Here is a 26274-nt window from a genome sequence, read left to right as displayed (position 1 = left end):
TACTTGCCTCGCTACCCCACTTTTTCTAATTCTTCGATAGCTTCCTGATAGGCACTATCACGCTGCCAAACCTGCAAAGCACCTTTGGCATTTGCTTCAGTAATTTTATCAAAGAGTGCCAATATATCTTTTAGAACCCCAGGGGATTTCACAGCCCCCCCTTCCCGGGCCTGTACAACAAGTAAGTATATTGATGTGAATTGGTTACGGTCCACGCCAACAGCTTTGGCAAGGATCGCAAAACTTTCACCACCTTTATCAGAGAAAATACGCCATGATGTGCGGAAATTAATGCCGCTAAGCTCAGCCATTCCAGCGACAAAAATTGCTACGCGTTGCTGCCTAAGCGCATTGATAAGAAACTGAACTGTAAGCTCACCGTTTTCCATCATTTTGCGAACCAGACGCTGCGCACGCACATAAGCGCCTTGATCATCACCTTGATCAATAATGGCGCTATTCGCGGCTCGTTTCACCGCTTGCTCGAAAATCACTGGGTCTACCGCATAATCATTTAGTATTTGTTTCCTCAGAGCAGCAGATACCCACCAGTACATGCGATATGCCAGATCATCTGGAAGGTCAGTACGCCCAAGAAGTGGCTCTTGAAAACGGTCAACTCGGCGGCTTTCGGCAACCAAATACTCCATAGCGCGTTTTGACAATGTGCTGTCATGATTATTCAGAAGCATTTCAACAACATCCTCGCTCCCGTATTCTACAAGCGCATTACTTACGGTTTCAGATACATCTTCCCGCATAGCTATTGCCATACGGTGTTCATCTGTACGCATGCGAATAATTTCAATGAGATCAGGATCTTTCAACAACACACTCTTTTCAAGAAGAGGTCTTGCAATCTCGATTTCATCACTGGCAAGGATGGTAACAATATCTGGTAATTCAATACCGGTAACGGTAAGCGCATTTACCAGCTCTTTGCGGATATCCTTCTCAACCTGCGTAACAAGTTTACCAAGGATATCCGACATAAGAGCGCGCTCGTGTTCACTTAAGCGCCCATGATCGGTAAGGAAGAGGTCTGTAATATTCTCCACAAGCCTATTACGTGCATCGGAAGATTTCTCCCGAGCAAGCATCAATAGATCTTGCAGTTCTTTACTGACCACCCGTCATCTCCCTTAGGGCTGTCCGGCCTTATTTTTTATGCGACTCGGTACATTTGCCTGACCAATCTTGAGCCTAAGAATACGGAATCTTAACAAAGAATCAACACTTTATTCGATTCGACTCTAAGAAAGTTCACGAGTCGCAGGTTAAACACAAGATATCGATTCGCGGAGATTCCGAGAGTCAACATATTGATTTAGCCGCCTTAACTGAAAGGCTACAAAAGAGAGATATGAAAGAGGAAATCGAGGAAAAATGTTATTCCACGGGCACCATCGTGGTCCATTCACCGTCTAAATAACACAAAGGGTCTTTAACAGAGGTATCGTTCAAAACCACATTCTGAATAAGCCCTATAACAATGCCGTGGCTGCCAACATCCATGATGTTATCTACAATGCAGTCAAAGCTCACAAGCGCATCTTTGAGCAGAGGCGCCCCTCCACACCCAACAGACCATTCCCCTTCCGAAAAACGGTCCGTTTCCGGACTGCCATCAAGCCCGGCAAATTTCATCGCAAGCTCTTTATGCTTTGCCCCAAGCACATTAACGCTGAGACAGCGCCCCTTGGATATAGCCTCATAAGTCGCGCCCGCTTGGTTAATACAAGCCAACAAACGTGGAGGTTCAGCGGAAAGCGAGGTTACAGCCGTTGCGGTAAGCCCAGCAAACACATCATTATGTGCGGTTGTTACGATATTTACAGCTCCGCCAAGGCGGCGCATACCCTGCCGAAAATCTTCCGGGGTAATTGTCATCTGCTCACACTCCATTCAGCAACCACCGCCAATGTAGCCACGCTGTATGGAATTTCAACCAATTAGAGGAAGTTCAAGAGCGATAACTGAGAAAGTGATCCAATTGACTGATAAGAAGCCTGAAGCGCCACCTGATCATTATTAAGGCGCGTTACAGCTTCAGCAATATCAACATCTTCGATATCGGCAATAAACGTTTCAAGGAAGATAGCTGTATCCCTGTGCTGCTCATCAAGCACTTTGATGCGCTCCTGCCCTAACCCATTATCCACCTGATGTTGACGCACGCCATCAATCGCGGCTTCAATAGATGCAATCTGTCCAGAAAGGAACGTACGCTGTGCGTCCGTTAACTCACCATCAAAAGGTGTCGCCTGATCAGCGCGGTAAAGCGCTTCAATCTCTTCAAAAATCTCGGTGCCAATTTCGCTCGCTAAAACACCAAATTCTAGATCCACCCCATCAGCAATACGTGCCTGGAATGCAACTGGAGCATTGTCAAAAGCATCAGCAGTGGTACCGCCACCATCAATTAATGCGACAAAATCCTGAATTTCAGTGACATTAACAGGCTGCGTGCCTGTTTCTGCACCAGAGAACAAGAAGGTACCATCAATGTTGGTATTTAACCCATTTGCTACAAATGAGAATGTTGTCTCTAACTGCTCAGTAAAGCCAGCGGCCTGATTGTTGGCAATCGTTAACCTGATTTGATCAAGCAGGCTCTCAACACTTTCAATTGCAGCACCAAGCTGCACATCGTTGGCATCCAGCTTCCCACCAACCGTATCAATAGTCTGCTGGTAAGTTTCAACACGTGAAAGAGTTGAGCGCGCACCGAGAACTGTGCCAGTTTCGCCGGCCAACCCTCTGTATTCATTAGTTTCCTTACCAGTGGTAATTTGTCGCTGAGCAGTAAAAACATCTCGCTGGTTCTGTTGCAGTCCTTGAATAAGTAGCTGCTGTTGACCAAAACTGGATACGCGTCCAACCATTGTTTAACTCCTTATACCACCTGCAGGAGCGAGTCATACAGCTCCTGAACACTGGAAAGAATTCTTGCGGCCGCCTGATATGCATTCTGATACACAATCAAGTTCGACAGCTCTTCATCAATATTAACACCAGAAATATTTGAATTCCGGGTACTGATCTCATTTTGCAGAGCCAGATTATCTTCTTCAAAATTAGTTGCTCTTGCTGCCTGTAGCCCTGCATTACCAAGGAAGCGCGCCACATACTGAGAGAGAGTTACAGAAGCCTCCGTAAGCTCTCCAGCCTCTTCGAAAGAAACCAACTTGTTTTCAATATTTTGAAACGCAAGGGCTCCGCGCTGATCACCACTTGTAAGAACAACATCACCAACTGAGCCCGAAACATCAAATACACCAAGCGATAGAAGCATTGGATTACTTTGAATTTCATCTTTTACCTGAAGGCCAATGGCGGCATCTGCGCGGCTATCCTCATCAATACCAAAAGCATGTGAAAAACTGAGGCCGGAGTTACCTATCTGAGTTGTATCACTTGTAATTTCAAACTCGATATTCTGGTTTGGGTTCACAGGCGTTGTAACTAATGCACCATTACTATCAAGCGAGAATGTATAGAAATTACCCAGCCCAGAGGTAGGATCACTAAGGGCCGCGATCATATCATTATAAGAAGTACCTGTAACTGGTACCGAGATAGTTGTCAGCTCACGGGAATTACCGTCAGTTACGCGGAAATCAATTGTTCCCCCAGCCACAAGGTTATGATTTTCAGCTCCAGTAAGGCCAGTTTCATACACCCCAGGCTGATCAGCAATAATAAGGTCATTCAGCCCAAAGAAGTGACTAAATCCACGCCCACCTCGGTCAGATGGTGTCGCTTCATCATCTGCCACCACAACACCGTTGGTGCCTGCCCCATCAAAACTTAAAACCCCATCATTTAAGGCCAGTGTAGCTGCCCCGCCCAGCCCTGTATTTACTTGTGAAATTAGGGCATTAAAATTTGCTGGTGGGGCGCTATCAAAATCAACCGTAGTGGAAGCCACAAGCTGATTGTTCGTATCAACAACTGCAAAGGTAACAACCCCGGTAAAGCCAGTTGGATGTGCACCATCCACAATCGTCGCCTTACCAGTCAAGGAATTGGGCGCAGGAACTGCAGAAAACCTATTCTGAATTGCATTAAATTCGTCAGCAACGCGCCCCGAAAGCTCACCAAGCGTTTCTGCTAGGTCGGGTAACTGATTATCACGAAGGTCAAGTACACCTTTAATAGCACCACTTTTGATATGTGGGGTATAATCAACGACCGAAGCGATAGGATCCAGAGTGTCCGGATCTACACGTTGAACATTAATGGTAGGGAAAGTCGTTCCAGAACTTACAACGCCAGGAGGATTGTACGAAAGCTGGTTCAGCCCTGAATCCACCAAAGGATAACCATCACTGGACGAAACAACAACGGAACCATTCGGCTGCCTATCCACCCTGATATCTATCATCTCTGAAAGGCTTTTAAGCGCCTGTGAAAGCTGCCCTTCAAGCCCTGAGCTATCGTTACCCAGAACCTGCTGAGACGCAATAAGTGGATTAATTGCGTGGATTTCCCGCAGCAATTCATTGATGTTATCTACATCTTCAGCCAGCTGTTGGCTGGCGTCGCTTCTTAAGTTCTGTATTTCTTCAGCAATTGCCGTCGACTGATCAAGAAAACTCTGGAGTTCAGAAATTGTCTGTTGACGACGCAGCACATCAGCTGGGTTCAGGGCCAAATCAGCGACAGAAGAAAAAACATCTTCAATACGCGCTGAAAGCGAAGAGTCAGACGCAGGATCCCCAAGAATACCTTGCAAGCGATCATGGTATAAACTTTGAACAGAAAATTCTGATGTATTTGACGTAGCCGTTCTTAGGGCAGTTTCCAGGAATTCATCCACCACTCGCGTAACATTCACATCCACGCCCGAGCTTTGACCACTGTTTACACGTGATTCAAGCTGCACCTGCCCACGGTTAAAACCGGGAGTATTTACGTTGGTAATGTTATTAGATGTCGCCTTCAATGCTGCCTGGTTCGCGAACAAACCAGTTAACGAGGTAGAGATGATACCGTTTAAGCTCATGAAATCTCTCCTTCACGCACAGCAAAGGCGGCAGATTGTACCCAAATAAACATAAATTGCCTCATCGAGATCTGAAGACACGCCAAAGACACACCTTTTATCCCAACAATGAAATCAGCAATTTTATTAATATAATTCATACACTTAGGTACACTTTTATCTTTGCTACCGTGTGGCAATCATTAATTCATCACCACGTTTCACAAGAATAAAAGCAATATGTATGCCAAAGATTATATTAGGTATATCGGGAAGGAATAGCTTTCAGCGCTTCATCCACTGGCAGAGGCTTGCCGTAAAGCCAACCCTGAGCATAGGTAATACCGATCTCACTCAAAAAATCGCGCTGTTCTTCATTTTCAACACACTCCCCAACCGTTTCAATGCCAAGCCCGTTACAAAGCTCAGCCATTGACCGAAGGAAAGAGCGGTTTTCTTGGTTTTCTATACCTTTACGAATGTAAATACCGTCTATTTTCACAACATCGACCTTCAGCACCCTTAGGTACTGAATACCTGCAGCGCCCGCACCAAAATCATCAAGCGCAACTTTATGACCGAAATCTCTTATACGCGATAATGTGCTATTGGTTGTTTCGAGATCATCTATTTGGCTGGATTCAGTTAGTTCAAACATCAGAAGGTCCCTGATATCGCTACAATCCTCCAGAATTCGAAAGAAATGCCTTAAAAAGGAAGGTGACTGTATAGATCGACCTGAAAGGTTTACAGCCACGCCAATATTATACCCCATTCGTTTCATGCGCTTAAGGAGTGAAACACACTTCATCACCATCGCCAGATCAAACTCTTGGATCACACCTACTCCCTCGGCAAAGCGCATAAAGTCATATGGTGTGCCACTGTAGTATTCATTGTCGAATCTTGTCAGCGCCTCAAAGTGATGCAGGCTACCGTCTGCAATATTAACGATTGGCTGAAGGGCAATTTCAAAACGCTCCTGAAGGACAATCTTTTTAAAAGCTTTCAGTTGCCCACGCACCGTTTCCAAACGCTTTTCATACCCTCCGGTTAAGGCCTCCATCGTTCTAACGCCGCCTGAGGTGGCAGCCTTTTTCATAGCATATACAGCTGCTTTTACGGCGTCTTGCTCAGAAATTCCATCTTCGCCACCAACGGTAACATAATTCACTTCAGAACCAGTTTTCTGGTATGCACCACGTACTGCAGCCTTCATTCCAACTTCAGCATTAACATCTTTGGTCTCCGGCGCTCTTTCGTCATCTACTTTTTCCGGGATTTCTTCCCGCTTAACAGCAGCTACCTCTTCTGAAGCAGCACTATGCAAGAGAGAGTAAAGCGCCATTAAATTGCTTTCAGGGCTATCCTGTACATCTTCAACACCGGCAAGCTGCAACAATGCTTCTGTTGCAGAAACACTCGAAGCTTCACCATAGGCAGCCAGTTTTTTTGCGAGTTTGGAAAAATCGTCTTTGCTGAAGTTACGCGCAGCATTACTGGCTGGCCGTTTATTTTCACCAAAACTGATTTTCCCTTGATACGGGGTAAGAGAAAGATGCAAACGGCCCGCAACACTGTTACAGCGCGCCACAATAACCTCAAACGCCTGCGTTTTATAATCAGGATTTCTTAGGCGCAGTGGTAAAGGGCCAATATGTTTCACTTGCGTTATTTTATGGCGAAGCAAACGCCAGATAGGTAAGTCTTTCTCATGAAGATGCTCTTCGAAGCGAGATGATAACAATGTATTCTCACTGGCATTTAAAAGCATTCCTGCTTTTCCAACAACCAACGTAACATTGTCATCTGCATCAAGCTCTATAACCATAGGGGCCAAAGCTTCATAAAGCCCTGCCATACGATCATAATGTGTTTCAACCAGCTCGCCCATAAACCCCACCGAAGATAAATATCTCACGCCCCCATAAAACCTTACCAATCAAAGGTTAACAAGAATTCTGTTTCATCTATCTATATTTTTTTAAGGCTTTTTCGAATTTTGCGGTTTTCTTTTTCAACTATTGTGCGATAATAGAACAAAAGGAGAACATATGATGAAACAGTATCTGAAACAGCCCCCTAAAACATCCTATCCTGTTATTCATATTGATCCTGAAAAAAGCCTTAAACGCAGTTATCAAATCGATAATGGGCATCCCCTATTTGGTAAAATGAAGGACCTGCCTATCCGCGGCAGAGCACAAGGTGGTGACGACGGAAATATGATCATTGAAGAACAACCAATCGACTGGACATTCAGACCTGCTGATCTCCAGGGTGTACACGGCGCGTTTGCTGTATTTGTTACAGGTAATTCCATGCAGCCTAAATACGCAAATCAGGACATCGCCTACATCCACCCTCATAAACAACCAAGAGCTGGCCGCCATGTGTTGGTAGAAACCTCAAGTCACGCCGGTTTCATTAAACAATTTAAACGCTGGGACAGTGACGAGCTAGTTTTGCAGCAATATAACCCCCACAAGGAAATCCGCATTCCAAGAGCAGATGTGCGCCGGGTTATGCTTGTGATTGGCAGCATTGACGCTTAAACCTTAAGAAGTCACTCTCAAAAACATTCATATCTAAGCAGTTAATCTTATGCCCGCTTCGCTCAAAGAACAATGTAACCACGACCTCAGCTTTCCTCTACATACTCAGGAAAGTGGTCCGGCCAGACTTGCTGCCATACAGTTTTTTATGGAACAGAACGGCTTTGATAAAGAGCTTTTCACCTCCGGTGATGCAGCAAACTTATTACAGAAAAAGGTAGCAGAACTATTCGGCAAAGCAGCTGCCTTATGGTTCCCTACCGGCACTATGGCTCAAGCGGTAGCTGGGCGTATTTATGCCGAGCACGCTGGCCATAACACTATCCAACTGCACCCAACTTCACATCTATTACTGCATGAAGCGGATGGGTATGAGGTAGCGCATAACCTACAAGCTGAAATATACGGCAGCTGGGCATCAACAGTTTCTCATGAGCAACTTAACCCTGATGCTGCAGGTATATTCATTGAGCTACCACAGCGCCATAACGGCAGCTTGCTTCCAACTTGGGAAGAACTTAATGCTGTTAAGAAAAAAGCGAAAGAATGTAACCTGCCCTTGCATATGGACGGCGCTCGCATCTGGGCATGCCGCGATTATTACCAGAATCGCAGTTATGCTGAAATTGCAGAAGGTTTTAGTTCTATCTATGTATCGCTTTATAAAGACATTGGCGCAATCGGTGGGGCTGTTCTGATTGGTGGCAAGGGTTTCATCAAAGAGGCAGAGATTTGGCAGCACCGCCTTGGTGGTTTGATGATAGAACCTTGGCCAATGATTTGTGATGCTCTTCGCCTTCTTGATACACGGCTTCAGCAAATGCCCGAGTTCATTCAACAAGCCAAAGCAATGGTTACTGCCCTTCAAGATATTCCGAACCTGAAGATCAGCCCAAACGAACCGCACACCAACATGTTCCACATCAACCTTCCTTGCAGCGCTGAAAAGGCAGAGGCTGCAAGAGATAAAGCCGCAACTGAAACAGGTGTTTGGCTGGGTAATCGCTTTTGGGAATACGAAGGCCCGAACAAATGTTCACTTGAGATTACCGTTGGAGAGAAAGCTCTAGCGCTGGAAATTGATGCTTTCAAAAAGGCTGTTACCGCCATGGTCGCAGCCCTTTAAATTACTATTAGCCGCCTGCATTGTATTTTTTTGAGATATTTTTTGGCTCACGTGTGATTTTTTTTCATACTGCGCGAATAATAGGTCAAATATCAAAAACAATGAGATGACCAGTGCAGCTAAGCGAACAAGATATCATCAAGGTTATTGAAGCCAACAAGGGCCTGCTTTTCAAGGTTGCTCATCAATATTGTCACGACAGAAACGATAGAGAAGATCTGGTGCAGGAGATGATCATCGCGGTATGGAAATCTGCCAACCGTTACGATCCAGAATATAAACTCAGCACCTGGATGACCCGAATTGCCATCAATGTAGCGGTTTCGCATTACCGTAAAAACCGAAAGCATAAAGAAGCAACTGAAACGATTGATGATCATTCATCAATCGCTGCACCAGATAATTTTGAAAATAGCGAACAAAATCATCTGCTGAAGCAAATATTACAACAAGAAACACCTCTTAATCGAGCGCTGGTTATTCTTTATCTCGAAGGCAACAATCAAGCAGAAATAGCAGAGATACTGGGCATCAGCGGCAGCAACGTTGCAAGCAAACTCCACCGGTTGAAAACAAAATTTGCGAAACAGCACGCACAAGAAAAACAAACAGCATAAGGATAGAAAAATGGATCTGGATGAGATGAAAAAGGCATGGGATGCACAAAACACCCAGTTAGAAAAATCCATGCGTTTGAATGCAGAGCTTATTAGCAGCCTGAAGAAAGAAAAACTGGAGAAAAGCGCCTTTGGCCTGCAGATTGAACCATGGTTTGATATCATCTTCGGCGTGATTGTAGTGTTTTTGATGGGCAGTTTTATTGGTTCTGATGATTTTATCGGTAGCTATAAGTTTCCAGCTATTCTGCTTCACATAGGCGGGATCGTAATGATCATAGCAGGCGCTTACCAGTTAACCCATATTTCGAAATTTGATTTCAGCGCGCCCGTAACCGAACTTCAGGAAAGAGTAGTAAAACTAAAACGGTTTCAGCTACGTTTTATTACCGGTGTATTCTGCTTATCTCCGATAATTGGTGTATCCATTTTACTGGTTGTAGCTAAAGGCATATTCGGCGCTGATATTATGCCCCATCTACCTTCTGATTGGCTGTGGGTAAATATTGGTTTGGCGATCACTGCATCTATTACGGCGATATACGCTTCACGGAAATACGGTAAGTTTCTTGCAGAAAATTCAGTAATGAAAAAAATTGCTGATGGCCTTGCGGGGAGCCGCTTCAAAAAATTGGAAGAACAGTTATCAGAACTGGAAAGCTTCAAGAGCCTATAATAAAAGGGCCCGGTCATTGCCGGGCCTTTTTAACTTTTAGTTACCATCAAAGTCGACACCAAGAACTTCGGCATCACCTTCAAACGTAACGGTCTGTATATCCCCGTTACCCTCGATATTCACAGTGTTAATCTGTGAAGGCCAAACTTCTCTAAGGGTATCGCTTTTCACCAGAAGCCCAGCCAATTCTGGTTGCGGCTTTGCTTCCTGATATACCCAAAAATATCGGCCATCCATTTCATAACCAACATCTTCAAGCGGTATTACTGTGCCGTCTGCGCCTGCTATAGTAAACGTCTTCGCCACATAATCAGCAAAGGTGGAGCGTGTCTCTTCCCTGCTAAGGATATCTGCATTCCTGTCAAACAGCTGTTTCACAGCATGCTCCGCATCGTGAATATAGAAACGGTGTTCTATTTCAATATTCTGAGTGCGCGGGTTAAAGAAAACCCGAGAGATCGCTGTCTTCTGCTGGTGAGCAAAAGTGGGGGCGCTTAGCACCCCCACAATAATCATCAAAACTGATGCTAGAAAAACGCGCATTAGCTTGCGTCACCTTCTTTTTTCTCAGAAGTTTTTTCGTCTTTCTTTTCGTCCTTCTTAAGCTTTGTTGTAGCTTCCTGCATCAGATCACGACCTGCAAGGCTGGAGCTACGGCTACGCTTATATGTTTCAACACGTGAAGGAACGATACGGCGTGGGTAATGGTTATTTTCCACATCTGTATCAGCAGTTTCCCAATCAGGGTCAACAACCACTTGTACTAGCTCTTTATTTTTGTCTGTTACAATCAGCTTCTTAACCGCATCAGGGGTACGGCGCCAGATTTCAGCAGGGATATACTGCTTCTCTGTTGTACCGTCAGCATATGTAAGACCGAGAATAATCGGCATTACAAGGCCACCCTTGTTCGAGAACTCAAGAACGTAATAATTCTTGTCTTCTGATACAGCACGATCAAACACTTTACGTTCCCAAGGCTTCAGACCTTTAAGGAAGCTGTTGTATTTGTTGCGCTGCTTGTTTGTTACTGTCCAGCGATCATTTTCATCGTGAAAGTCTTTCACATCAGGATTTAGTTCAACCCACGTTTTACCAATCTCTTTGTTACGGATATTCGTAAGTGACGTAGGTTTCGCATGCTCTTCTTCACGGCGACGCGCGTAATCGATATCTGGATCTTTAGTATCCATACGCATCTTGTAGATACGGTCTAGTGAGATATCTACATGGTCTGTAGAGAAGAACCAACCACGCCAGAACCAGTCAAGGTCAACACCAGAAGCTTCTTCCATGGTACGGAAGAAATCAGATGGTGTCGGACGCTTATGCTTCCAGCGCATTGAATATTCTTTGAACGCATAATCAAACAGTTCACGACCAAGAATAGTTTCACGCAGAATGTTAAGCGCAGCAGCTGGCTTTGTATAAGCATTCGGGCCAAGACGAAGCACACTATCAGACTGTGTCATGATTGGCACTTGTGTGTTGGACTTCATGTAACCAGTGATATCGCGTGGCTCAACGCCCCAAGGAATAGTGGGATCCCATTCACGGCCAGCAACACCATCAAGGAAGCTGTTCAAGCCTTCGTCCATCCATGTCCACTGACGCTCGTCAGAGTTCACGATCATTGGGAAATAGTTATGGCCAACTTCGTGGATTACCACACCGATAAGGAAACGCTTCTCAGCAAGAGAATATGTGCGCGAACCGTCGTCTTGTAGAGTTGTACGAGGACCATTGAAGGTGATCATTGGGTATTCCATACCACCAACAGGGCCGTTTACAGACTGAGCTACAGGATCTGGGTAATCGAAGGAGAACCGGCTATAAACTTCCATCGTATGGATGATTGACTCTGTTGAGTATTTCTTCCACAGGTCACCGCCTTCTTTCGGATAGAAAGACATTGCCATAACGAACGGCATATCGTTACCGCCCTGCTGATAACCTTTCGCATCCCACATAAACTTACGAGAAGAAGCCCACGCGAAATCACGTACGTTTTCAGCTTCAAACTTCCAAGTTTTTGTGTCTGTTGTGCCTTCTTTTTCGTTCTCCAGCGCTTCTTCAGCTGTCACAACAAATACTGGACGTTTTGCTGTTTTTGCTTCTTCAAGACGTGCCCGTTGTTCTGCAGTCAGAACCTGCTTAGGGTTTTGAAGAACACCTGTAGAGGAAACGATATGATCAGCCGGAACTGTCATTTCCACTTCATAGTCACCGAACTCAAGTGTGAATTCACCGCGACCAAGGAACTCTTTATTAGTCCAGGCTTCATAATCTGTATAAGCAACAAGACGTGGGAACCACTGAGCTAGAAGGAAGATATCATTACCGCCTTCGCGTTCATCATCAGGGAAGTGCTCGTAACCAGAACGTGCTGATACGGCATCTTCTTCAACAATATTGAAAGCCCACTGCACAGTAAACTCTGTGCTTTTGCCCGGCTTCAGCGGTGTTGGCAGATCAACACGCATTAGCGTGCCAACGATTGTGTGCTTAAGTGCCTTACCGTTTGCTGTTACGGCCTGGATATCATAACCAACTTCATTGTCAGTCAGATACTGCTGACGGCGAAGTTCACCAAGGCTAAGGCGAGCTGGACGGCTAGCATCACCAGCTGCCGCAGCAGGACCGCGGCGGCCAATACCACCAAAGTTGTTTGCCATATTGGCAATACTGTCTGGCTTGAAAATATTTTGATCAAGCTGCAGCCACAGATACTTCAGTGTGTCTGGCGAATTGTTTGTATAGGTAATGTCTTCTGTCGCAGTAATACGGCGCTTTGCTTCATCAAGGTTCGCTTTGATGTCATAGTCAACCTTTTGCTGCCAATATGCATGGCCAGGTTCACCAGCGGCATTACGGTACACGTTAGGGGTTGGTAGAATTTCTTCCAACTGGCGGAATTTATCCTCATACTTCCCCTTGGTTTGCTTCACTGCATCAGCATAAACAGCAGAGCTGCCTACGAGAGCGAGAGTAGCACCCACCATAAGAATGTTGCGTAACATTCGGCTTTTCTCCCAAGTTTTGATTATCTGCGGCGCCCAAAAAAGCTATGCCCACCGCATTTATCCCAGATGAACATATAGGGAAAAACGATATACTCAAGTATTCTTGTAGCATTATTCTTCGCCCTAAACCTTTCGTTTATCATCATAAAACAATTGTACAATATAACGATCAGTTCATCCCTTTGCTCTTGATCAAGGCTATATTATACTGTAGGCGAAGATGAATTCGATCTGAACAATAGTGTACAGAGACTGAAGTGGGCATTAGAGCAAAAACAAAAGCACCTTTTATGGCTGGGCTGAAACAGACCCGGCTTGCTTCGTTGTTCGCTGTTTTCTTCCTGCTTGCTCAGATTTTCACAACGGCACACATTGCTGCTTACGGTGAAACCGAACACAGCCATGATGGGCACCCTTGTATTATCGCAGCGGCAGTTAAGCAGGCTGATGATTTAGACTGTGCCCCGGCCTCCTTCTCTATAGAAGAGCAAGTACACTACACTTTCAGCATTGCCACTGAAGTTGACAGCGTTGCATTTACGCAAGCTGAAAACCTTCAAGCTCGCGCACCTCCACTCTCACTTTCATAAAGAAACCCCTTTGTGAAACCACACCCGAAATGTAGCCAACCTGTGCCATATTTGGGTTAAATACAGTGAGATTGAAGCGTGCCTACGCTTAAGAAAACATCATATTATATAAGGCTTATTGCGCTATTTGGCTTTGTACTGTCGCAATCAATTACCGCCGTTCATGCGATTGATCATGAAATCAATCCACAACACGGTGAGTGTTTGATAGCGGCTTCATACAATGACGACCTTGGCCTAATAAGTAGTGAACCACAGCTTGCTCTGCCAGATGGTGGTGCACTGCCTAAAGAACCTATTTCCTTAATCAGCCTGATTATTGCTGAGCCTTTGCAGAGCGCTGCAATCAGGGCTCCTCCCGCCCTGTTGTTCTCTTAATACAAATGAACAACAACCCACAGGGATTACAGGAAATTAAAATGTCTAAAGTTAATAAAACACTCCGGAACAGCGGGCGCATCGCTGCACTTCTGGCGTCAACTACACTGGTTTCAGGCGCCGCTCTTGCAACAAAGCGCGCTGCACCACCTCTTGAAGAACAGCTAGAGGAAATTGTTGTTTCAAGCGCCTATGAAGGCCGCAAACTTGGCGAAACAATTCTTGGCACAACAATTTTGAAGAAGGATGAAATCCTCCGTCAGCTTGATGGTTCCATTGGTGAAACATTACGCCGTCAGCCAGGTATTTCTTCAACGTTCTTCGGCCCAGGCGCCAGCCGTCCGATCATTCGCGGCCTTGGCGGTGACCGTATCCGCGTTCTAGATTCAGGCCTCGGCTCTATTGATGCATCTTCAACCAGCCCAGATCATGCAGTTGCAGTTGAACCAGCCCTTGCTGAGCGCATCGAAATCCTTCGCGGTACTGCGATGCTTCAATTCGGTAGTTCAGCTGCTGGTGGTGTCATCAACGTATTTGACGGCCGTATTCCAGTTGCTGCACCAGAAGATGGGTTTGAAGGTGCATTCCGCTATGGTCACTCTACAGTTGATAATGGCGATGAGTTCACTGGTGCTTTTAATCTGACACTCGGTGATTTCGGCGGCACAAAAGTTGTTCTGCACGCAGACGGTCTTTACCGTGACACAGATGATTATGACATTCCGGGCTTTGCTGAATCAGCACTTCTTCGTGCTATGGAAGAAGAAGAGGAAGAAGAAGGCCACGAGGAAGAGGAAGAAGCATTCGGCACAGTAGAAAACTCTGCTACTGAAACCAAAGGCGGTTCGGTTGGGCTTTCCTTCCTGTTCGAAAACGGTTTCTTAGGCTTCAACGTACGTAAGCTTGATAGCACATACGGTGTACCAGGTGGCCACGGACATGAAGAAGAAGAAGGCGAAGAACATGATGAGGAAGAAGGCGAGGAAGAAGAAGAACTCGTATCAATCGACCTTGATCAAACACGCTTCGATCTGATTGGTGAACTTGATACAAACCTTGGCATCTTCAAAAAAGCGAAGCTTCGCTTCGGTTATGCTGATTACGAGCACCAAGAGCTTGAAGGTGATGAAATCGGCACTCTATTCGCCAACGAAGGTTGGGAAGGTCGCCTTGATCTTGTAGAAAACTGGTCCGGAGACTGGCGCGGTACAACAGGCGTTCAAATTCGCCACCGCGAATTCTCTGCTGTTGGTGAGGAAGCTTTTGTTCCACCGACAACAAGCAACCAGTATGGTTTCTATACAGTGAAAGATTACCGCACTGGTGCATGGCACGTTGACTTGGGTGCCCGCTACGAACGCACGACTTATGAAGTTGATGGTACAAATGTTGAGCGCAACTTCAATGGTTTCAGCGCGTCTGCAGGTGTTGGATATGATCTATCAGATGATGCATTCCTTGGTGTTTCTGTATACCGTACAGAGCGTGCACCATCGACAGAAGAACTCTTCTCTAATGGCCCACACCTTGCGACAGATGCGTTTGAACTAGGCGATCCAGACCTTGGTCTGGAGACTGCTTTTGGTATTGAAGCAACTTTCACTTATGCCACTGGTCCATTCAGCATGGTTATTAATGGCTTCATCACAAACTATGATGATTTCATTTATGAAGCAGCAACTGGCGAAGAAGAAGATGGCCTTACTGTCTTTGAATTCAGAGCTGAAGACGCAAAGCTTTATGGCTTCGAAACAAAAGCTGAATTCCATCTTGGTACAGCATCAACTGACACATTCGGCGATGTTGATTTCCACCTTGATGGGCAAGCTGATTTCGTTCGCGCGAAACTTGATGATAGCGTAGCATCTCGCAACCTGCCTCGCATCCCGCCATTCCGCGGTTTGCTCGGTTTTGATGCACGTTCAGAAACATTCGATTTCCGCACGGAACTTGAATATGCCGCAGAACAAAACCGTACTGCTGACTTTGAAATTCCTACAGACGATTATGTACTTTGGAATACATATTTGACAGTACGTCCGTTCGAAAACAAAGGTCTTTCCTTCGAACTACGCGGTACGAACCTTACAAATTCTGACGCACGTCAGCACACAAGCTTCCTTAAGGATGTAGCACCACTACCGGGCCGCAACTTCAAGGTTTCTTTCCACGCAGAATTCTAAACATTTCAAAACAACAAAAAAGCGGGCCCCGGCCCGCTTTCTTTTACTTCCTCTATTTCCTCAATCGTAACCCGGTGGTTTATACCTGTAATAATCTACCAGATATTTCTCCGGCGTTGCTTTACCCAATTCCGTATTCCAATACTGCTTACAGTAATCCGCCATAGCTTCTGTATCATCTTCAACGGGTAGCGCCTCCGGCACGCGGGCATAGATCATCCGAGCCACCGCACAAGCATAATCATCACTTTCTTCAAGCGCTTCTTTTCTGTCCATATCGTCAGGCAAATAACTATCTACAAGCTCCCGGCGTTCAGGTCGGTAGCTCAGGTAATTTTCATAAAGATCATCCAGAGTATTTGGTTCGATCTGAAAGTAAGATCGTGCAGGTCCGCCAACCTGTGCGCGGTACCTAAACCCGCCACTTTCATGGCAAGCTGTCATCAACAGAACTTTCTCTGCCGATTTAGAATACATGCCCATGTCTTCAAGCACGGGACGGATGGTACTCGTCAAGAATTGCTCTGAATTCATTTCACACCCCCACAGTGCAATTTTAAAGCGGGTAGCATATCATGAAATACGTTTTAAAGGAAGATTTGGTACCCGCAGCCGGACTCGAACCGGCACGACCATACGGTCTCAAGATTTTAAGTCTTGTATGTCTACCAATTCCATCATGCGGGCACAGGATTGGTGGCGCGTTGCGCTCATAGGGGCGTTATAAAACAAACATTCTTCAGAAAACAATAACTTATTTTCAGTGAAGGGTATTTTCTTACTGCTGAGAACAAACAGCCCTGCATTTCTCCTAGTTTTCTGTTGTCCTTCCGAACATTACCTCTTAGCTTACAGGCAAGGAAATATGGGGGAAAAGAACGTGTTAAAAATATTTACACTGGCTTGCCTGCTGGTTGGCTCCGCTATCATCGCACCTAACATTAATGCAGGCGATGCAACAAAACGCTCAGAGATCAACATCGGGCATACGGTCCATTTTAAATCAGACATCATGGATGACACCCGCGAACTCAACATTTGGGTACCTCCCGCTTACAAGGAGAACGAGACTTACGGCGTGCTTTATCTTCTGGATGGCGGCCTGAAGCAGGATTTTCAGCATATCGCAGGTCTTGGGCATCTTGGTGCCCTAAGCTGGACCTATGAAAAGCTCATCATCGTTGGCATTGAAACCAAAGATCGCCGCGCCGAACTTACTCCCCCCGCTGAGGTTAAACGTTACCGCGATGAATTCCCCACTTCCGGGCAGGCTGCTAAATTCCGCGCTTTCATAACGGATGAAGTAATGCCCTTTGTGGAAAAAAATTACCCAGTAAACGGCAAGAAAACCCTTATGGGTGAATCGCTTGCAGGGCTTTTTGTAACCGATACCTTCCTAAAAGCACCTGAGATGTTTGATGATTATATCGCCATTAGCCCTAGTCTCTGGTGGGATGATCAGCGCTTGGGGCGAAACGCCCCTGCTCTGCTCGGAGAACATTCGAAGCAAGATCGCCGTTTGTTCATTGCCATGGCAAATGAAGGGCTCGCTATGCAGGCGGGGCTTGATAAGCTCGTTGCAGCGCTAAAGAACAACCCACCACATGGCCTTACATGGCGTTATGATGATTTAAGTGAAACGGAAACCCATGCAACTATCTATCACGATGCCGCCCTTTCGGCTCTGCGCTGGCTATATGCACTACCACCATATCCAGAAGGTAAAATACCTTGGTATTTAGAAGTGCCTGACGCCAAAGAATAGAAATTCTTGCCTTCAAATTCTAATAGTTACAGCAAAAACAGTTGCATCAGGCGCTTTTGCCTGTTCTTTTGCGCATTCTGATTTTGAGTTTTGATTGAGAAGAAGAATGGCTGATAAATTTATCCTTACATGGTCGTGCGCAGACCAACCCGGTATTGTTGCAGACGTTGCAAACATGCTGGCTGGTGCTGGCTGCAATATTACATCAAGTGATCAATATGCGGATGATGATAGCGGCCAGTTCTTTATGCGTGTGGCTTTTTCTCCGATCAATGTTTCACTTAGCTGTGCGGAACTGAAGGAACGTTTCAAACCGCTCGCAGAAAAGTTCCAGATGGAATGGGATATCCATGATGCAAGCGAACCGCAAAAAGTGCTTATCATGGTATCAAAATTTGATCACTGTTTGATGGACTTGCTGTACCGCAAAGAACGCGGTGCGATTAACATGGATGTACGCGCTGTGGTTTCTAACCACCGGGATAGTTATAAGCTTGCTGCTTCCTATGATGTTCAGTTCCAGCACTGGCCTGTAACCAAAGACAACAAACTGGAACAGGAAGAAAAACTGATCAAACTGATTGAAGAAGAAGAAATTGATCTCATTATTCTTGCTCGTTACATGCAGGTTCTATCAAATAAAGCATGTGAAAAACTGGCCGGTAAGGTGATTAATATCCACCACAGCTTCCTGCCAAGCTTCAAAGGCGCTGTGCCGTACCAGCAGGCTTTCCATAAAGGTGTGAAACTGATTGGTGCCACAGCGCACTATGTAACACCTGATTTGGATGAAGGTCCAATCATCGAACAGAATGTAGCGCGGGTAAACCATGCTATGTCAGTAACTGATCTGGTGACAACAGGCCGTGATGTAGAGCGAGTGACACTGGCAGAAGCTGTGAAACTACACCTTGAACACCGTGTGCTGTTAAACGGCAACAAAACAGTGGTATTTAAGCGGTAACCGCAGTCAGCCTTACGGATCTTTGCGGACAACCGTAACCAGATGAAATGCTAAAACGCCGCCCCATAAAAAAGCAACAGCGCCCGGAACTTCCTTGCCTACTTCGAAGTAACGGGTCAGCACTAATACCCAGGTTTCAACAACCATAAAAAGTACAAGGTTGAGAACGAACGCTTTCCATGAAGATGGAATAAAGCCCAAAAGCATCGAACCTTTTGTTTCGGTGCTTTTTTTTATTTCTATCTCTTCTTCCTGAAGTTCAGTAACAGAAACCTCCAGCCCCGCAGCTAGGGCTTTCAAAGTTTCCATACCCGGTTTAGCACCATTTTCAATGCGCTGGATTGTTCTACTGCTCACACCGCTTATTGCAGCTAGTTGTTCCTGAGACCAATTTTTAGCTAACCTTCGATGCTTTATATCCATTTCAGCGCTCGTGTGTATCATTTACCCGCTACCTCCGGAACATAGCCCCGGCCCTTTCGCCACATCTTAAGCGCAATGATCCCAATAGCAACTGCGATAAGCAAACCAAGTGCAAACAGTTCACTGCCAGCAAACAAACGCGCATGGGTGTTGAAGCCGGCATGCATTAGCACACAAAGGAAAATTGAACCCCGGCTGAAATTATAGAGAATGGTAAATGTTAACGCGATAGGCAGAATGGCAATATAACGAGCAAAAACAATAAGCCAGTAGTTTTCTTTTGCTCCAACGATATCTAGTGTAAGCGGGATATGCCAAGGCTCCCATAAAAGCGCGATAAGTAACGTAGCCACCAAGGGGCTATATTTCTTCTGCATCAGCGGCAATAACACACCCCGCCAGCCATATTCCTCATTACCTCCCGTGAGCATGGCAACGGTAAATAACTTCACTGCCAGCAGAGGCAACCACTCCGCCAGTGGCATGGTTAGATATAACGGCGTATCATAAGGTATTCCTGCCAAATCAGCTAACAGGTTAGCTGTAATCATCAAAGCCGGAAGGAAAAGTAAAACAGGAACTGATAACAGTAAGGTACGCCTGTCAGGCACCAGCCCAGTTAGAAAAGAGCGCACAGTTGGATAATTTGACCGGGCTTGCGAAATAACAAACCCGGAAAGCGCAACTACCCCTGCAAACATAATGTAAACATACCACGGGGTTTCGTCCGGCACACCGTGATCGGCTGACGGCACCAGCGCCATAACCCCCATAAAATCAAACCTGAAGGCGGCAATTGCCAGAGCTGCCAAGATTGCCCCAAGGCAGAAAAAAGATCCGCGCCCTGACTGCTGTGTTTTTTCCTGATTATTTCGCAAGTGTAGAAGTGTTATGCCAGCAAGAGCGGGACCAAACACACCCAGTAGCACAAGTGCCAACTTCATACCTGGGACCAGCTCACCAAAATAGGCAAACCACCAAAAAGGCCATGACCAAGCATACGCAATTGATACGAAAAATAGGAACGGATAACTCTCCGCAGCCCGGCGGAAAAAACTTAAAAGGGATACCATGGTGAACCTCGCTGTATTGATAGTGTTTTTTTTCAAACAGCTATCAACTCAGCTTGAGCCTCACCACGAAAAGTGCCCGACATTCACTAGCCAAACACCTGACGACATGTCGGCGACATCCTTTTAGGGACAGGCTTGTCAACTCAGTTCAGATGGCTCGTCTGTCTCAAAACGTTTTGCAAAACAAAGTGCCTGTACTTCATCCATAGCCTTTTTAAGCGCACACTGATCCGCTGAACGTACAACAATTTGTGCGCCCGCCGTGTTGCTATAATAAAATGGGTAACTTCCAATACCAGTATCAGGGTTATTTTCCTGAATACCCCCCAGTTCTTCTGCAATCTTGCTTTCGGGCGCATAAACAGTCATGGACTGTGACCAAACTTTCCGACCAGTGCGCAGGTGTGGTCTAATGCCTTCAAGCATCGACTGCATGATCTTTGGCACACCTGCCATAATGAATACATTCTCGATATTGATCCCCGGCGCGATAGACACCGGATTATCAATCAACTCTGCACCTTCAGGTACACGTGTCATTCGTTTACGTGCTTCCGTGAAGTTTTCTTCACCGTAATAATCCAGAAGCATCTGATAGGCTTTTTCATGAACCACAACCGGCACACCAAAAGCCGCCGCGATACTATCCACGGTGATATCATCATGGGTTGGGCCAATACCGCCTGTTGTGAACAGATAATCATACTTGGTACGCAGCGCGTTCACTGCTTCAACAATTTCCTGCTCAACATCAGGCACCACCCGCACTTCAACTAACTGAATACCCGTTTCATTAAGCCATTTTGCAAGATACGCCAGATTGGCATCCTGTGTGCGGCCAGAGAGAATTTCATCACCAATAATCAACAGCGCAGCATTAACAGACATAAATAACTCTCCGACATCACCGAAACCGGTACTAATCAATAAATTCACTACTCACGAACAAGCGAGCAGTTTTTCCTTCAAAAAATCCAGCAGGATAGAAACCCTGCGTGGTGGGTGCTCTGTTGGCACAACAGCAAAATAGCCAAGCTCCCTCAATGCTATATGGTTCAATAGCGGAACAAGGGAACCATCTGCAACTTCATTTTCCACATAAAAATGCGGCACCTGAATAATACCTAGCCCTTGTTTTGCAGCTTCCACCAACGCTCGCCCGTTATTGGATTTCCACCTGCCACGTACAACAACATTTTCCACCCCGTCTTCGGTTTGAAATCTCCAATGAGGCAGCGTACCTGCAAGGCAATTATGCTCTGGCAAATCCCCTGCGGCCATCGGCTTTCCATGCTTAGAGAGATAATACGGACTGGCGACCGTAAGCAGATCAAAATTATATACGCGTTCAGCAATTTCATTCCGTCTGATAATCTCTTCCTCGAAGCCTGACCGAAGGGCTATATCAAACTGCTCTTCCGCCAAATTGATCAGGCGGTTGGTGAACTCCACCTCCACAGAAATATCGGGGAACTGAATAGCAAATTCCGAAAGGATTGGTGCAAGCATCTGCTCCCCAAAAGCGCCCGCAACTGTGAGACGGATTATACCCTGCGGCTTTGCAGCCTCATCAATCAGTAAAGCTTGTGCTTCTGCCATCTCAACAAGCAGATGTTTACACTTCGGGTAAAACTCAGCGCCAAGATTGGTTAGATGCACGCTCCTTGTTGTACGTTTCAACAACTCAACCCCGAGCCGGTTTTCCAGTTCTTTTATTTTCTTTGAAACATGAGACCTAGACACCCCTAAATGCTGTGCGGCCTGACTGAATGAACCGCCATCCACCACTTTCACAAACTCAACAACACCGTCCCAAACTTGCATTTTATTGTATCCATATAGAAACACAGAGGTGCTGTATAAACACATTGTTACCTATACAGCAACAGTGTACATTGTACATTGTAGCAAAATTCACAGTATTCCCTGTTTTTTAAAGTATAAAGGCATAGAAAATGAAAACCCGTGCAGCTGTCGCATGGGGCGCTGGTAAGCCCCTTTCCGTTGAAACTGTTGACCTTGAAGGCCCAAAAGCTGGTGAGGTACTTGTAGAGATTAAAGCGACTGGCGTGTGCCACACTGATGCTTTTACCCTCTCTGGTGATGACCCTGAAGGCGCCTTCCCTGCTATCTTAGGCCATGAAGGTGCTGGCGTTGTTGTAGAGGTTGGTGAAGGTGTGAAAAGCCTGAAACCGGGAGATCATGTAATCCCGCTTTATACGCCTGAATGCCGTGAGTGTGATTACTGTCTGCACCCAAAAACAAACCTCTGCCAAAGCATCCGTGAAACCCAAGGCCGTGGTGTTATGCCTGATGGCACCAGCCGTTTCTCAATCGATGGTACACCAATTCTGCATTATATGGGCTGTTCAACATTCGCCAACCACACCGTACTTCCGGAAATCGCTCTGGCTAAAATTCGCGAAGATGCGCCGTTTGATAAAGTTTGCTACATCGGTTGCGGTGTAACAACAGGCGTTGGCGCGGTAGCGTTTGATGCAAAGGTAGAACCCGGCTCAAATGTTGTTGTATTCGGGCTAGGTGGTATTGGTCTAAACGTTATCCAAGGCGCACGTATGGTTGGCGCTGATAAAATTATCGGTATCGATATCAACAACGAACGCGCTGCAATGGGCAAACAGTTCGGCATGACAGATTTCGTCAACCCGCAGGAATGCGATGTGATGGAAGCGATCATGGATCTCACAAACGGCGGGGCAGACTACAGTTTCGAATGTATTGGTAATGTAAACACCATGCGTCAGGCGCTTGAATGCTGCCACAAAGGCTGGGGTGAAAGCATTATCATTGGTGTTGCAGGCGCTGGGCAGGAAATCTCCACACGTCCATTCCAACTAGTAACGGGCCGTGTTTGGCGCGGTTCCGCCTTTGGCGGTGCCAGAGGCCGTACAGACGTTCCGAAAATTGTTGATTGGTACATGGACGGCAAAATCAACATTGATGATCTCATCACTCATAAAATGCCACTGGATGACATCAACAAAGCTTTTGACCTGATGCATGCTGGCGAGAGCATCCGCAGTGTGGTGGAATTTTAATGTCATTTCAAACAGTAAGTGAAACCCAGTGCTTTGGCGGCATGCAGGGCTATTATAGCCACGTAAGCGTAACACTGGGGTGCGAGATGCGCTTTAGCGTGTTCACACCACCACAGGCGAAAAACGGCAAGGTACCAGTTCTCTGGTACCTGTCCGGCCTTACCTGCACAGAAGATAATGCCACAGTGAAAGCAGGCTTCCAGCGTATAGCTAGCGAACTAGGCCTTATGATTATCTGCCCGGATACCAGCCCACGCGGCGATGATGTGCCAGATGATGAAGGATATGATTTCGGAAAAGGTGCAGGCTTTTATGTGAATGCAACCGAAGAGCCGTGGGCAAAGAACTTCCAGATGTATAGCTACATCACCAAAGAACTCCCTGCCTTAATTGCAAATGAGTTTGCAGCGGATATGAATCGCCAAGGCATTACGGGTCATTCTATGGGCGGCCACGGTGCGCTCACAATCTGGCTGAAAAACCGCGATACATACAAAAGCATTTCTGCCTTTGCCCCAATCGTATCGCCCATGAATTGCCCGTGGGGTGAAAAAGCCCTCACCGGTTACATTGGCGAAAATCGCGAAGGTTGGGCAGAGTATGATGCCTGTGCACTCCTTGAAAAGCACGGGGCAAGTGATACTGAAATTCTGATTGATCAAGGGCTTGTCGATAACTTCCTTGAGGGGCAATTGAAGCCTGAACTCTTTAAAGAAGCATGCGAGAAAACAGGACAAAAGCTAAACTTGCGTATGCAAGAAGGCTATGATCATAGCTATTTCTTTATTGCAAGCTTTGTTGAGGATCACCTGTGGCATCATGCTGCCGCATTACGAACTTGATTAAAAAGGGCGGTCATAACCGCCCTTTTCTTTACTGCTCAAGAAGCGCTGCGCCGTAAGGGTTATCAATAACCATCAACCAATTACCATCTTCTTGTCGTCTCAGCACCGCTACAGAAAGGCCTGACTGTTCAATTTTCTGACCATCTGGCGTTGTTCCGTTCATTTTCCAAGGTGCAAAATGCACAGCAATATCTCCGGAAATTACTACATCATGTCCCGCATATTCAAAATGCGGATTGACAGCAAACCAGCCTTTAAATGCTTCTTTAATTACCTCAGCATCGGACACTCCTTTGCCCGGTTCAAAGACAATCACAGCATCTTTTTCATAGCTGTTCATCACCCCATCCAGGTTACCTTCATGGAATGATGCAGTCATAGATTTCACGGCATTTAGTACAGCCATCTGTTCAGTATTCATTTTCAAATTATCCTCTGCATTAACAGTTGTGGTTAAAAAAGCTTGCAAAAACACAAGCATGAAAAACGTTATTATTTTCAACGTATTGCTCCTTCTGATTTGATTTCGGCAATAATCAGCTGTCTCCAGAATTCATCTGAAACGGCTTAATAAGATTTGATTGAAGTTAAATGTTAACCGTAGAGAGCGGCCTCTACCCTTTTCACCAATTTTTGCGGGCATTGGTAATGCGCCGTAGCCCGCTGCAATTTTAGAACTTTTAAATCATCAACAAGCTTTTCAACGTCTTGCTGGACAGTTTTGTAAGCAGGCGCATCATCTACAGCGTATGCTAGGTGTTCCTCATTAACTCGCCCCAGTTCCTTCGCTTTTGGCAGGCGTTTAGGGCAACTGCATTTTGCCGCTGAATTTGCCAGCCCACAAACCTTCCCTGTGAAACTCACCACCTGCTTTCGAGCTCTCGATAAGCGTTTACGATAATTTTCTCGACTGATATCAAGCGCTTCCGCAGCTTCGTTATGTTCCAGTTCAAAAACATCACCAAGAATATAGGCCATTCGCTGCTCGGCAGGTAGGCAAAGAAGAAGCGCGCTCGTGCAGGCAATGCGCAATTCATTAAGAAGGACGAGATCATCGGCTGCTGGTGTGGGATCTACCAGTAAACCATCTTCTAAATCAGCCTGAAATACATCAAAGTTTAACCCCCTGTTACGTTCCAAGCTTCTCTTAGCTGATAGAAGGTAGTTTACAGCAACCTTATAAACCCATGTGGAAAACTGGCTACGCCCCTCAAATGTAGAAAGCTTGGTAACAACAAGTATCAATATCTCCTGTGTCGCCTCACCTGCATCATCAGGATTAACGAGCATACGCATTGCCAAGCGGTATACTTGGTCTTGAACATGCCCTACCACATCAGAAAGAGCTTCCTGATTACCGCATTGAGCTAGCTTAACAATATCTAAAATATCAGGCTGCATATGTCCTCCTGTTCCAACATTTATATAGTTAGACAGTTAGAGGAAAGAATGTGTGACAGCTTTTTTTGAAAATAAGCTAACTTTTTTCTGGATCGTCGATTATCTCTGAAGCACACAACAGCATCAGAGTTTCGCCGTCGGCCGCCATCATAGGCAAAAATATGTTTTCAGTGAAGAAAACAACTTCATTTTCATCACAACATTTAAAGATAGAAAAAAGCGGCTCCCGCGCTAAAGCAGCTTTGCGAAAGGCTTCGCCGCGCCAACGTCCCTCAGGAGGAGTTTTAGAAAGCTGAATGCCTGTGTAATCTTTACCAAAGATTGCAACAAGCCCCGTACCAAACAAGCGCATGGTGAAGTCTGAAGCGCCTTCATGGACATCAAGCACATAGATGTACGGCAAATCAACCGTCATCTCTCGTGGATCAAAAGCGTGGCGACCAGGGATACTTGTTTGCCCTTCCGCACATTTTGTTTTCCACAGTTCATACAGTTTAACAGGAATTGGTGCTTCTGGCGCATCTAGGTATTTTACGATACCACCATCAATTCCAACAGGCTTGATATCAACTTTCGGTAACATAGCACTCCCACATGCCCCCAACAATC

26 protein-coding genes and 1 tRNA gene are annotated in these 26274 nt (G+C 45.8%); 11 read left to right on the top strand and 16 right to left on the bottom strand.

The window, feature by feature from the left end; genetic code table 11:
* Positions 1–11: 11 nt before the first annotated feature.
* From MF542_RS15960 to MF542_RS15940, 5 genes are all read right to left on the bottom strand, one after another.
* Positions 12–1130, bottom strand: a complete 1119-nt coding sequence (locus MF542_RS15960; RefSeq protein ID WP_247021284.1) for a DUF2336 domain-containing protein — start codon at positions 1128–1130, stop codon at positions 12–14.
* A gap of 259 nt (positions 1131–1389) precedes the next feature.
* A complete protein-coding gene (locus MF542_RS15955) occupies positions 1390–1890 on the bottom strand; it encodes a flavin reductase family protein (RefSeq protein WP_247021282.1) in 501 nt (166 codons plus the stop codon).
* Positions 1891–1952: 62 nt separating this feature from the next.
* A complete protein-coding gene (locus tag MF542_RS15950) occupies positions 1953–2885 on the bottom strand; it encodes a flagellin (protein ID WP_247021280.1) in 933 nt (310 codons plus the stop codon).
* A gap of 11 nt (positions 2886–2896) precedes the next feature.
* On the bottom strand, positions 2897–5008 hold the full coding sequence (flgK, locus tag MF542_RS15945; protein ID WP_247021278.1) for a flagellar hook-associated protein FlgK: 2112 nt from the start codon (positions 5006–5008) through the stop codon (positions 2897–2899).
* A 238-nt stretch (positions 5009–5246) separates the two neighbouring features.
* Entirely contained in the window at positions 5247–6881 is a 1635-nt protein-coding gene (locus tag MF542_RS15940; protein ID WP_247021277.1) for an EAL domain-containing protein, read from the bottom strand.
* Between the two features lie 160 nt (positions 6882–7041).
* Between MF542_RS15940 and MF542_RS15935 the strand changes: the two genes are divergently transcribed.
* The 4 genes from MF542_RS15935 (at position 7042) to MF542_RS15920 (ending at position 9961) form a co-directional block, all read left to right on the top strand.
* Entirely contained in the window at positions 7042–7542 is a 501-nt protein-coding gene (locus tag MF542_RS15935) for a S24 family peptidase (RefSeq protein ID WP_247021275.1), read from the top strand.
* Positions 7543–7591: 49 nt separating this feature from the next.
* Positions 7592–8668 (top strand): threonine aldolase family protein, encoded by a 1077-nt coding sequence (locus tag MF542_RS15930; protein ID WP_247021273.1) that lies wholly within the window; start codon positions 7592–7594, stop codon positions 8666–8668.
* Between the two features lie 113 nt (positions 8669–8781).
* Positions 8782–9285, top strand: a complete 504-nt coding sequence (locus MF542_RS15925; RefSeq protein ID WP_247021271.1) for an RNA polymerase sigma factor — start codon at positions 8782–8784, stop codon at positions 9283–9285.
* Between the two features lie 10 nt (positions 9286–9295).
* Positions 9296–9961, top strand: a complete 666-nt coding sequence (locus MF542_RS15920) for a hypothetical protein (protein WP_247021270.1) — start codon at positions 9296–9298, stop codon at positions 9959–9961.
* A gap of 36 nt (positions 9962–9997) precedes the next feature.
* On the opposite strand, the gene MF542_RS15915 is transcribed toward MF542_RS15920, so the two are convergent.
* Entirely contained in the window at positions 9998–10504 is a 507-nt protein-coding gene (locus MF542_RS15915) for a DUF6702 family protein (protein ID WP_247021268.1), read from the bottom strand.
* Positions 10504–12963: a M1 family metallopeptidase gene (locus MF542_RS15910; RefSeq protein ID WP_343264993.1), complete on the bottom strand. Its 2460-nt coding sequence runs from the start codon at positions 12961–12963 to the stop codon at positions 10504–10506. Before MF542_RS15910 ends, MF542_RS15915 begins: the two co-directional genes overlap by 1 nt.
* A gap of 311 nt (positions 12964–13274) precedes the next feature.
* Between MF542_RS15910 and MF542_RS15905 the strand changes: the two genes are divergently transcribed.
* From MF542_RS15905 to MF542_RS15895, 3 genes are all read left to right on the top strand, one after another.
* A complete protein-coding gene (locus tag MF542_RS15905) occupies positions 13275–13574 on the top strand; it encodes a hypothetical protein (RefSeq protein ID WP_247021264.1) in 300 nt (99 codons plus the stop codon).
* A gap of 78 nt (positions 13575–13652) precedes the next feature.
* The gene (locus MF542_RS15900) at positions 13653–13952 is read left to right on the top strand and encodes a hypothetical protein (protein ID WP_247021262.1); all 300 of its coding nucleotides are present in this window, start codon (positions 13653–13655) and stop codon (positions 13950–13952) included.
* A 41-nt stretch (positions 13953–13993) separates the two neighbouring features.
* The gene (locus MF542_RS15895; RefSeq protein ID WP_247021260.1) at positions 13994–16135 is read left to right on the top strand and encodes a TonB-dependent receptor; all 2142 of its coding nucleotides are present in this window, start codon (positions 13994–13996) and stop codon (positions 16133–16135) included.
* A gap of 60 nt (positions 16136–16195) precedes the next feature.
* Here the strand turns inward: MF542_RS15895 and MF542_RS15890 are convergent, their stop codons facing one another.
* Positions 16196–16669: a hypothetical protein gene (locus MF542_RS15890; protein ID WP_247021258.1), complete on the bottom strand. Its 474-nt coding sequence runs from the start codon at positions 16667–16669 to the stop codon at positions 16196–16198.
* 66 nt (positions 16670–16735) lie between these two features.
* Positions 16736–16822, bottom strand: a tRNA-Leu gene (locus MF542_RS15885).
* A 193-nt stretch (positions 16823–17015) separates the two neighbouring features.
* On the opposite strand from MF542_RS15885, the gene MF542_RS15880 reads away from it, so the two are divergent.
* Both MF542_RS15880 and purU read left to right on the top strand, forming a co-directional pair.
* Positions 17016–17900: an alpha/beta hydrolase gene (locus MF542_RS15880; RefSeq protein WP_247021256.1), complete on the top strand. Its 885-nt coding sequence runs from the start codon at positions 17016–17018 to the stop codon at positions 17898–17900.
* A gap of 106 nt (positions 17901–18006) precedes the next feature.
* Positions 18007–18864 carry a formyltetrahydrofolate deformylase gene (gene purU, locus MF542_RS15875; RefSeq protein WP_247021254.1) on the top strand — a complete coding sequence of 286 codons (858 nt, stop codon included), beginning with the start codon at positions 18007–18009 and terminating at the stop codon, positions 18862–18864.
* A 12-nt stretch (positions 18865–18876) separates the two neighbouring features.
* Here purU and MF542_RS15870 read toward each other — a convergent pair whose 3' ends face one another.
* From MF542_RS15870 to MF542_RS15855, 4 genes are all read right to left on the bottom strand, one after another.
* Complete coding sequence (locus MF542_RS15870; protein WP_247021252.1) at positions 18877–19287, bottom strand: helix-turn-helix domain-containing protein; 411 nt, start codon at positions 19285–19287, stop codon at positions 18877–18879.
* Between the two features lie 17 nt (positions 19288–19304).
* Positions 19305–20360, bottom strand: coding sequence for a CPBP family intramembrane glutamic endopeptidase (locus MF542_RS15865; RefSeq protein WP_247021250.1), 1056 nt, complete (start codon positions 20358–20360; stop codon positions 19305–19307).
* A 138-nt stretch (positions 20361–20498) separates the two neighbouring features.
* Positions 20499–21248, bottom strand: coding sequence for a competence/damage-inducible protein A (locus tag MF542_RS15860; RefSeq protein WP_247021248.1), 750 nt, complete (start codon positions 21246–21248; stop codon positions 20499–20501).
* Between the two features lie 51 nt (positions 21249–21299).
* Positions 21300–22184, bottom strand: coding sequence for a LysR family transcriptional regulator (locus tag MF542_RS15855; protein ID WP_247021246.1), 885 nt, complete (start codon positions 22182–22184; stop codon positions 21300–21302).
* Positions 22185–22315: 131 nt separating this feature from the next.
* Here MF542_RS15855 and MF542_RS15850 point away from each other — a divergent pair, with 131 nt between their 5' ends.
* A complete protein-coding gene (locus tag MF542_RS15850) occupies positions 22316–23419 on the top strand; it encodes an S-(hydroxymethyl)glutathione dehydrogenase/class III alcohol dehydrogenase (RefSeq protein WP_247021244.1) in 1104 nt (367 codons plus the stop codon).
* On the top strand, positions 23419–24261 hold the full coding sequence (gene fghA, locus MF542_RS15845; protein ID WP_247021242.1) for an S-formylglutathione hydrolase: 843 nt from the start codon (positions 23419–23421) through the stop codon (positions 24259–24261). The genes MF542_RS15850 and fghA overlap by 1 nt, the downstream gene beginning before the upstream one ends.
* A 31-nt stretch (positions 24262–24292) precedes the next feature.
* Here fghA and MF542_RS15840 read toward each other — a convergent pair whose 3' ends face one another.
* From MF542_RS15840 to MF542_RS15830, 3 genes are all read right to left on the bottom strand, one after another.
* Positions 24293–24685, bottom strand: a complete 393-nt coding sequence (locus tag MF542_RS15840) for a YybH family protein (protein ID WP_247021240.1) — start codon at positions 24683–24685, stop codon at positions 24293–24295.
* Positions 24686–24858: 173 nt separating this feature from the next.
* Positions 24859–25665 (bottom strand): RNA polymerase sigma factor, encoded by an 807-nt coding sequence (locus MF542_RS15835; protein ID WP_247021238.1) that lies wholly within the window; start codon positions 25663–25665, stop codon positions 24859–24861.
* 76 nt (positions 25666–25741) lie between these two features.
* The gene (locus MF542_RS15830) at positions 25742–26248 is read right to left on the bottom strand and encodes a PAS domain-containing protein (RefSeq protein ID WP_247021236.1); all 507 of its coding nucleotides are present in this window, start codon (positions 26246–26248) and stop codon (positions 25742–25744) included.
* Between the last annotated feature and the right edge of the window lie 26 nt (positions 26249–26274).

The organism is Kordiimonas laminariae, assembly GCF_023008165.1.
Classification (GTDB): domain Bacteria; phylum Pseudomonadota; class Alphaproteobacteria; order Sphingomonadales; family Kordiimonadaceae; genus Kordiimonas; species Kordiimonas laminariae.
The sequence above is the reverse complement of the archived record's forward strand: the minus strand, read 5'-3'. Positions and strand labels throughout refer to the sequence as shown.